General features: G+C 63.0%; 12 protein-coding genes and 1 pseudogene. 1 reads left to right on the top strand and 12 read right to left on the bottom strand.

The genetic code is table 11. The features are described 5' to 3' along the window. Positions 1-182 (bottom strand): annotated as a pseudogene (rpsL, locus tag Q0C64_RS12700) (30S ribosomal protein S12); the annotation flags it as partial. A gap of 277 nt (positions 183-459) precedes the next feature. On the opposite strand from rpsL, the gene Q0C64_RS12695 reads away from it, so the two are divergent. Next, complete coding sequence (locus tag Q0C64_RS12695; RefSeq protein WP_294124207.1) at positions 460-711, top strand: hypothetical protein; 252 nt, start codon at positions 460-462, stop codon at positions 709-711. Between the two features lie 5 nt (positions 712-716). On the opposite strand, the gene Q0C64_RS12690 is transcribed toward Q0C64_RS12695, so the two are convergent. The 11 genes from Q0C64_RS12690 to Q0C64_RS12640 form a co-directional block, all read right to left on the bottom strand. After that, positions 717-1,445 carry an HAD family hydrolase gene (locus Q0C64_RS12690; protein ID WP_294124206.1) on the bottom strand — a complete coding sequence of 243 codons (729 nt, stop codon included), beginning with the start codon at positions 1,443-1,445 and terminating at the stop codon, positions 717-719. Between the two features lie 4 nt (positions 1,446-1,449). Continuing rightward, entirely contained in the window at positions 1,450-1,866 is a 417-nt protein-coding gene (locus Q0C64_RS12685; protein ID WP_294124205.1) for a hypothetical protein, read from the bottom strand. Positions 1,867-1,874: 8 nt separating this feature from the next. After that, the gene (locus Q0C64_RS12680) at positions 1,875-2,786 is read right to left on the bottom strand and encodes an aminotransferase class IV (protein WP_294124204.1); all 912 of its coding nucleotides are present in this window, start codon (positions 2,784-2,786) and stop codon (positions 1,875-1,877) included. Positions 2,787-2,829: 43 nt separating this feature from the next. Next, positions 2,830-3,471, bottom strand: coding sequence for a hypothetical protein (locus Q0C64_RS12675; RefSeq protein ID WP_294124203.1), 642 nt, complete (start codon positions 3,469-3,471; stop codon positions 2,830-2,832). Between the two features lie 121 nt (positions 3,472-3,592). Then, a complete protein-coding gene (locus tag Q0C64_RS12670; RefSeq protein WP_294124202.1) occupies positions 3,593-3,928 on the bottom strand; it encodes a DUF3140 domain-containing protein in 336 nt (111 codons plus the stop codon). A 30-nt stretch (positions 3,929-3,958) separates the two neighbouring features. After that, positions 3,959-5,233 (bottom strand): amidohydrolase family protein, encoded by a 1,275-nt coding sequence (locus tag Q0C64_RS12665; RefSeq protein ID WP_294124201.1) that lies wholly within the window; start codon positions 5,231-5,233, stop codon positions 3,959-3,961. Between the two features lie 71 nt (positions 5,234-5,304). Next, entirely contained in the window at positions 5,305-6,201 is an 897-nt protein-coding gene (locus Q0C64_RS12660) for a cation diffusion facilitator family transporter (protein ID WP_366004809.1), read from the bottom strand. A gap of 26 nt (positions 6,202-6,227) precedes the next feature. Then, positions 6,228-7,622 carry a dihydrolipoyl dehydrogenase gene (gene lpdA, locus Q0C64_RS12655; RefSeq protein WP_294124199.1) on the bottom strand — a complete coding sequence of 465 codons (1,395 nt, stop codon included), beginning with the start codon at positions 7,620-7,622 and terminating at the stop codon, positions 6,228-6,230. Continuing rightward, the gene (locus tag Q0C64_RS12650; RefSeq protein ID WP_294124198.1) at positions 7,615-8,001 is read right to left on the bottom strand and encodes a hotdog domain-containing protein; all 387 of its coding nucleotides are present in this window, start codon (positions 7,999-8,001) and stop codon (positions 7,615-7,617) included. The genes lpdA and Q0C64_RS12650 overlap by 8 nt, the downstream gene beginning before the upstream one ends. A 3-nt stretch (positions 8,002-8,004) precedes the next feature. Next, positions 8,005-8,217 carry a hypothetical protein gene (locus tag Q0C64_RS12645; protein WP_294124156.1) on the bottom strand — a complete coding sequence of 71 codons (213 nt, stop codon included), beginning with the start codon at positions 8,215-8,217 and terminating at the stop codon, positions 8,005-8,007. 1 nt (position 8,218) lies between these two features. Further along, the coding region (locus Q0C64_RS12640) for a 2-oxo acid dehydrogenase subunit E2 (protein WP_294124197.1) at positions 8,219-8,629 on the bottom strand (411 nt) is incomplete at its 5' end.

Genomic DNA, 8,629 nt, shown 5'->3' with positions numbered 1-8,629 from the left:
CGGCTGTTGGTCAGGCGCACCTTGGCAACCTTGCGCAGCGCCGAGTTCGGCTTCTTCGGGGTGGTGGTATAGACACGGGTGCAGACGCCGCGCTTCTGCGGGTTCTGCTCCATTGCAGGGACCTTGGACTTGGCCTTCTGCGGTTCGCGACCCTTGCGGATCAGCTGGTTAATCGTCGGCATGAAGCCTTCACCTTCCAAAATGGTTACTTTGCGCAACGCAAATACCGCGAAGTCCCGGCTGCCTTTAGGAAGCGGGCCTTCACGTCGTTGAGCAATGTTCAGCTCTTGTCCGCGGGGTAGCGAAGAATCGCGGAACCTGTGGACGAGCGGCCCCTTAGCGGGGAGGGCCGATGCGGTCAACCGCCGCCCATAAGCCGCCGAACGCCCTCGCCTCCCGCCGGAACCAGGCGTAGAGAGGATCGCGGGGATGCCAGCCTTGCCAGTCAGGAGAAACGACATGGCGATGAAATTGATGATCGCCGCGCTTGCCGTCGCTGCCGCCTTCTCGCCGCTGTCGGCGACGAGGCCCGAGCCTTCAGAACCCGGTACAGCCCCCGCCGCCAGCGAAACCGCCAAATATTGTCTGAATATCGAGATTACGGGCTCGCGCGTCGAGAAGGTGCTTTGCCTGACCCGCCAGGAGTGGGCCGATCAGGAAGTCGATGTCGACAAGGAGTGGGCCGAGAACGGCGTTCGCGTCGTCGGCTGATCGGATCAGGCCGTTAGGCGATGCGCCGCCAGCCGCTCATAGTAGGGGCGGCAGGCGTCAGCCACGCGCTGCGCATCGCCGTCCAGTTCGACCGGCATTTCGTCGGGTGAGCCGAATCCTGTGCTGACCGCGACCGCGTCATACCAGTGCGACGCCCAGACGCCGTCCGTGTCGCGAATGCCCGGCTGCCAGCTCAGCATCGCCACGTCCCAGTCGATCCCCAGTGCTTCGCATAGCTTGCCCAGCACCCCGTCCGGATCACGCAAGATGTCGGCGCTATCCACCACCGGCGGCGCATGGCCCAGCCGGTCCGCCTCGCGCTCGAAATAGTCGACCTGCCGATCCACGCCGAGGTGATCCGGGCGCACTGCGACCCGCTTGGCGGCATAGCTTGCGACCACCCTCGCCGGATCACGGATCAGGAAGGCATGGGTCAGCCCCGGCAGATTGTCATGCGCGACCGGTCCGACCATGTGATGCGCCATATGTTTCTGGTACCAGATCGGCGTCCCGGCCAGCGAGGGCCCGGTCATGGTCCGTGCCACGCTCGCCCAGTCGCAATCCATCGACGCCATCACCTGGTCGGCCATCGGCTGAGGATCGCCGGTCGCCTTGAGGTAAGCGCCGTAAAATGGCTCGTCGCTGACGCAGGTATCGGACCTGCTGCCGAAGCTGCGCATCATTGCCGTGCTGAGGTTCCTGGGCCCCGACCACATGGCGATGCGGATGGTCATCGACCTAGCCTTCCAGGCATTTTTCCAGATCGCTGGCGGAAAAAAAGGATTTGTACGTTTCAAATTCCTTTTGCAGCGTCTCCCGGCCTTCCCGAGTTGCCATGGTCACCGCCTTGATCAGCTTCGGCTTGGCGTGTGGATCCTCGGCGAGTGGGACTTTGTAGCGATATTCCCTCGCCTCCGCGGCGTTCAGCTTGGCCCCAAACTCGAACTCAAGGATCGAACGCCCGGTTTCGCCGTAATGGATTACATCGATCTTGCAGATTGTCGGTCTGGTATTCCTCACCCGATACAAGGTCGCCTCGCCGCCCTCGGTCGACATGCCCTTTTCGGAAAGGTCGATGACCTGGATCACCGTCTGCTGAGCGATTGCTGTTCCTGAGATCAGCACGGCTGAGCCGATGGCTCCGCAAATGATCATGGGAATTCTCAAGGTCGAGGCTCCTCGACATCGCGCTCGACGCGCTCGGCGTAGAGCCGCTGCAATCGCTCGACCATCGGCCCGCGGCAGGTCAGCGCCCGTCCATCCACCTCGCGCACCGGGACAATCCCGGCGAAGGTGCCGGTGACGAACGCCTCGTCGGCACCATAGACGTCGGTCAGCGAGAAATCCTTTTCGACGGCCGGGATGCCCGCCTCGCGCGCCACCTCAAGCACCAACCCCCGCGTAATCCCGCCGAGGCAATATTTGCCGCTCGACGTCCAGATCTCGCCCTTCCTGACGATGAAGAAATGCGTCGAGTTGCAGGTCGCGACGAAGCCGTGCGGGTCGAGCATCAGCGCCTCGTCCGCTCCCGCCTGCGTCGCCTGGATCGAAGCAAGGATGCAGTTCAATTTGCTGTGCGAATTGATCTTCTGGTCCTGCACCGCCGGATCACCGCGCCGGACATGGACGGTGAACAGCTTCAATCCCCGCTCGTAAACCGCCGGGTCGGGCTCTTTATATTCCGGGATGATCACCACCGTTGCCGGCGTCACTACCACCCGCGGGTCTTGGTAAGGCGTCGATCGCACACCGCGCGTTACCATCAGGCGGACATGGACCCCTTCGACCATGCCATTGGCATCGAGCGTTTCGTAGAGCCGCCCAGCCAGCTCCTCGCGCGACAGGCCAACGTCCATGGCGATCGCCTTGGCGCCTTCGAACAGTCGGTCGAGATGGCGATCGAGGAAGGCGGCGCGGCCCTTTTGGACCCTCAGGCCTTCCCACACCCCGTCGCCAAGCATGAATCCGCTATCGAACACCGAGACCATGGCCTCGGCGCGGGGTTTCAGCTCGCCATTGACGTTGATCAGGATCGAAGCATTGCGAGGATCGGACACGTCGTGCATCTGCGCCATGCACGAAGCGTGGAACGGCGATACCGCCTTGGCAAGTAGGCCCTTATAAACGGCCCCGGCGGCCGAAGCCCTGGCGCGGCATTCTCACGAACGGCTCCGGCTCGAACAGCGGCTGGATCTGCGGCTGGGAAGACTCCTCTTCACCGTGGAAGGTGAATTCCTCTTCGTCCCACGCCGGTTCCACCGCATCGGCCTCTTCGGCCATCGGCCAGGGAGCTTGCGCCTCTTCGACCGGCACTCCTTCAACCGGCACCGGCTCGACCGCCGCCGGCTCAGCCGCAGGTTCAGCCTTCGCCTTGGTCCGGCGTCCCGTGCTCTTGCGGGATCCGCCTGAACGACGGCCAGACCCCACTCTGGCACTCACCGGCTCGACAACGACAGCTTCCTCGCTGCCAGTATCGGACACGGCAAGCTCCTCGACCGACACCATCGGCACAACCACGTCGGCTACTGGCTGTTCGACCTCGCGATCGAAGTCGATCCGCTGCGGCTCGGCTGTCACCGCCGATTTTGGCCGCCTCATGTCGAACAGGTGGATCAGGCCATAGAACGCCGCGACCCCGGCCGCCCCCAGCAGTGCGGTCGCGTGCGTTTGCATCCATGCGCCGGCAAGCGATGCCGACATTCCCAGCGCGAGGAGGACTTCCAGAAAGACCCGTCCACGCGAAGGCTGAAAGCTGTGCATTGGCCTTCTCCTGGGCGCGAAGATAGCGCCGAAGACCCTGCACAACGGTTATTCGCCACGGTTAACCAACCGCAGCACCATGTCCGTTGTCGGGCAGTTCAATTAACCGATGAGTCGCCCGTCACTCCTTGGCCGGGTCGTGCCCCCAGTTCATCAGCGAGTAGCGCCAGCGCGAAGTGTAGATATTCTCCGGCCGCTGGGCGAGGTGGCGGTGCACATAGCCAACGACCTTGCGCATATGGGCGTAGTCGTCATCGCTGAGTTCGGCCACTTTCTTGCCCAGCAGGTCTACGATCCGCCGACCGCTGGCATGGCCGACGCTCTCACTCGCGCCATCGCGCTTGAAACCGACTGAGCGGCTTTGGCCGGTGGCCAGCCATTCTTCGATTTCCCCGGCGGTCATGTTGACCGCCTGGCCGAACTCGCGCCGTACCTTTGCCCGATCAATAGCTGCCATCGGCCAACAACCCGCTGTTCGCCGCGCTAATCATTCCTTCTCGGCGACCAGCTGTCCGCCTTTGACGACGGCGTCCGGGTGCTCGAGCAATCTGACATCACTCGTCGGGTCGCCGGTCACTGCCACCAAATCGCCGTAGCGGCCGACCTCGATCACGCCAACGTCGTTGCGGCCAAGCGCTTGGGACGCGTTGCGGGTGGCGGCCTGGATCGCCTGCAGCGGGGTCATTCCCCATTCGACCATTTTGGCGAACTGCTTGCCATTGTCGCCATGTGGATAGACGCCAGCGTCGCTCCCGAACACCATCGGCACAGCCAGTTGCACGCCGCGCCGAAAGGTCTGGCGCTGCTTCAGCGCGATCGCCTTTTCCTTGTCGAGGCTCTCCTGTTCGGTCCCGTTGGAAGTACCGGTCGCGACGATATAATCGTCATTGTAGATATCCATCGAAAACCAGATCGGCTGCTTGCGCGCCAGCGCCAGCTTCATCGTCTCTTCCGAAGCCAGGCTGCCATGCTCGATCGTGTCGATCCCGGCCAGGATGGCGTCATGGATGCCCTCGTCGCCATGAGCATGCGCCGCCACACGCAGGTGGAGCATATGCGCCTCGTCGGCGATCGCCTTCATTTCCTCGAGGCTTAGTTGCTGCCCGCCGACGCTGTCGCCCAGGCTGAACACGCCGCCAGTGGCGCAGATCTTGATCACCTCGGCACCATATTTGTGGAGCCAGCGGACCTTGGCGCGCGCCTCGTCGACGCCGTTGATGACGGATTCCTGCTTTTTGTCATAGCTCGGCGGCAGGCCATTTTCGTCGCAGTGACCGCCGGTCGCGCCGATCGCGTAGGTCGCCGGCACAATTCGCGGTCCAAGGATCCATCCCCCGTCGATCGCTTGCTTGAGGCCGACGTCTTGGAAGTCATAGCTGCCGACATTGCGGACGGTGGTGAACCCGGCCTCCAACGTCTTGACCGAATTGGCGACGCCGACCGCGGACCAGAAGCTGTCCGTATATTTGAGGCCCTGGTAGCCGCCCACTTCGGCCAGGCTGGTTAGGTGGACGTGCATGTCGATTAGGCCCGGGAGCAGCGTCTTCCCCGAAAGGTCGATCTGCTTGACGTTCGCGCCCCACCGCACCGTTCGCGCATCGGCAATGGAAGTTATGTGCCCATCGTCGGCGATGAAGATCGCCGGATGTTCGACATATTTGCCGCTGTTGACGTCGAGATAGCGGTCGGCGGTAACCACCGTCGCGGCATTGGCCGCAACTGGAGCCGCAATCAACGAAACGGACGCGAGCAATTTCCACATCATACGGCCACCCCCTGTGTTTTCCGGCTAACAGCAAGGCGGGTGCGAAGCCAGTCTCGCCGCGCCCAAAATCAACTGCTGCTGCGGTCGGCCTCGCTGAACGGGCGGATGTACAGGTGGGTTACTTCGGGAAATTTCGCCTGAATCTCGTCCTCGATCTGGCAGACCAGCCGCTCAACCTCGCGCGCGGAGATATTGTCGTCAAAGTCGACGGCAAGCATGGCCGTGATCTGGTCGGGCGCACCGTGCACGGTCAGTACCTCTCCGATTGTAACCACCGCCTCCTTGTTCATCACCAGCGCATGGATCGCCGCGACCAGTTCCGGGTCGGCCGCTTCGCCGATCAGCAGGGCCTTGGATTCATAGGCCAGGAAGAATGCCGTGATGCCGAGGATCGCGCCGATGACGACCGAGGCCGCTCCGTCATAGCGCGGGTCGCCGGTCCACTGGCTAACGCCGAGGCCGATAGCTGCGGCAATGATGCCGAACATCGCCGCTCCATTTTCCAGCAGCACGATGAAGCCGGTCGGGTCCTTCGATTGCTGGATGGCCTTGATCCAGCCGGTCTTGCCCTTTGCTTCCCGGAATTCCTTGAACGCTTCCCAGGTTGATCCCCCCTCCAGCACGAAGGCAACCAGCAGAACGCCATAGGCGATGATCGGGGACACCGCCGGCTCGGGGTCGCGAATGTGGATGATGCCCTCGTAAACCGACACGCCCGCGCCCAGCGCGAACACCAGCACCGCGACAACGAAGCTCCAGAAATAGATTTCGCGGCCATAGCCGAAAGGATGCTGCGCATCCGGCGGCCTGCGCGATGCCTTGCGGCCCCACAGCAGCAGCACCTGGTTGGTGCTGTCGACCACCGAATGGACGCCCTCGGTAAGCATTGCCGACGACCCGGTGATGGCTGCGGCGACAAATTTGGACACGGCAATGCCAAGGTTCGCCGCGAACGCGATCCACAAGGTGCGGTTGTTTTGCAGCTCGGGGCTCAAATGTGCAGGACTCGTCCAAACGCCGCGAGCACGCCCTCATGCATCGTTTCGCTCAAGGTTGGATGCGGGAAGACCGTGCCGATGAAATCAGCCTCGACCAGCTCGGCGGTCTTGCCGATCGTATAGCCCTGGATCAGCTCGGTGACCTCGGCGCCGATCATGTGCGCGCCGAGCAGTTCACCGGTCTTGGCGTCGAATACGGTCTTGGTGAAGCCTTCCGCTTCACCCAGCGCGATCGCCTTGCCATTGCCGATGAACGGGAAGGTCCCGGCCTTGACCTCATAGCCAAGCTCTCTGGCCTTGGCTTCAGTGAGGCCGACGCTGGCGATCTGAGGCCGGCAATAGGTGCAGCCCGGGATGTTCCGCGGGTCCATCGCGTGCGGATGGTCACCGGCAATTGCTTCGGCGGCAATCACCGCCTCGTGCATTGCCTTGTGCGCCAGCCACGGCGGTGCGGTAACATCGCCGATTGCCCACAGGCCAGGGACATTGGTCCGGCACATGCCATCGGTGTCGATATGGCCTTTGGTGGTCTTCACACCCAATGTCTCCAGCCCGATATTTTCGGTGTTGGGGACGATGCCGATGGCGACGATGGCATGGCTATAGTCGCCGGCCACGCTCTTTCCGTCCTTGGCCTTGATCTTGGCGCTGACGCCTTTGGCGGTCGCCTTCAATTCCTCGACGCCGGCGCCGGTCATGACGGTCATGCCCTGCTTCTTGACCTGCTTTTCCAGGAAGGCCGAAACGTCGGCATCCTCGACCGGCACCAGCCGGTCGAGCATCTCGACCACCGTCACTTCGGCACCCATGTCGCTATAGAAGCTGGCGAACTCGATCCCGATCGCTCCCGACCCGATGACCAGCAGCTTGGCCGGCATCTCCGGCGGCACCAGCGCGTGGCGATAGGTCCAGATGCGCTTCCCGTCGGCCGGCGCGAACGGCAGGTCGCGGGCCCGGGCGCCGGTGGCGATGATGATATTCTTGGCGGTGAGGACCTCGGTCCCCTTCTCGCCCTTTACCTCCAACTTGCCGGCAGCAAGAAGCTTGCCCTCGCCCATGTGCACGGCGATCTTGTGTTTCTTCATCAGGTGCGCGACGCCCTGGTTCAATTGCTTCGCCACCCCGCGCGACCGCTTCACCACGGCGTCGAGATCGGCGCCGATCTGGGCCGCTTTCAGCCCATAGGCCCCGGCGTTCTGCAGATAATGATAGATTTCAGCCGACCGCAGCAGCGCCTTGGTCGGGACGCAGCCCCAGTTGAGGCAGATCCCGCCAAGCAGCTCGCGCTCGACGATCGCCGTCTTGAGGCCGAGCTGCGCGGCGCGGATCGCGGCGACATAGCCGCCGGGCCCGGAACCAAGGACGATAAGGTCGTAACTGTCAGCCATTGCTTTCCTCTTTGGCCGCGATCTCCCGCGGCTTGTCGTTCTGGTCGAGCGCGACGAAGGTGAATTCGCCGGTCGCCACTTCAAATTCTTCGGCGCCGTCGCGTTCCCGCGCGATCGCATGCGCCTCGAGCGTCATCGACGTCCGTCCCTGTTTCTTCAGCTCGACATAGATGCTGAGTTCGTCGCCGACCGCCATCGCCCCGGTGAAGGTAAGATGGTCCGCCGCCACGACAACCGCCTTGCCGCCGCTGTGCTTCGACGCAAATGAGCCGCAGGCGAGCCCCATCTGGCCCATCAGCCAGCCGCCGAACACCCCGCCATAGGGGTTGGTGTCGGCCGGCATGGCGGTGACACGGATCAGGGGGGTGCGGTCAGGCAACGCTCAGCCGCTATGCCAGTTGAAAAACAGGCGAAAAATGAAAGCCGATCCCAACGCCAGCGGGATTGAGAACAGCAATCCGGGCGACCCGACCAGCGGACGGATGGTCCCGACCTTGGTCCAGGCGTGCAGCCAGAAACCGGCCTCACCGCCGAAGATCATCGGCACCAAAAACCCCACGATCGCGCCTAGCAGCAATGCCGCCAGCCACTTCATATCAGGCCACCAGCCCCAGCGGACTTTCGACCAATTCCTTGAACACCTTCATCAGCCTCGCACCGTCCGCGCCGTCGATGGCGCGATGGTCGAAGCTGCCGGTGGCGCTCATCACGGTCGCAATCTGCAGACTGTCGTCGATCACATAGGGCCGCTTCTCGCCCGCGCCGATCGCCATGATCATCGCCTGTGGCGGATTGATCACCGCCTCGAAATGCTTGATCCCGAACATGCCCATGTTGCTCAAGGAGGCGGTGCCGCCCTGATATTCATGCGGCTGCAGCTTGCCTTCCTTGGCCCGCCCGGCGAGGTCGGCCATTTCCTTGCTGATCGCCGAAATCGCCTTGGAATAGGCATCGACGATGATCGGCGTGATCAGGCCCTTGGGGATACTGACCGCGACCGAAATGTC

The organism is Sphingomonas sp. (assembly GCF_023266535.1).
Taxonomy (GTDB): Bacteria; Pseudomonadota; Alphaproteobacteria; order Sphingomonadales; family Sphingomonadaceae; genus Sphingomicrobium.
This window is presented reverse-complemented; position numbering and strand designations above follow the sequence as displayed.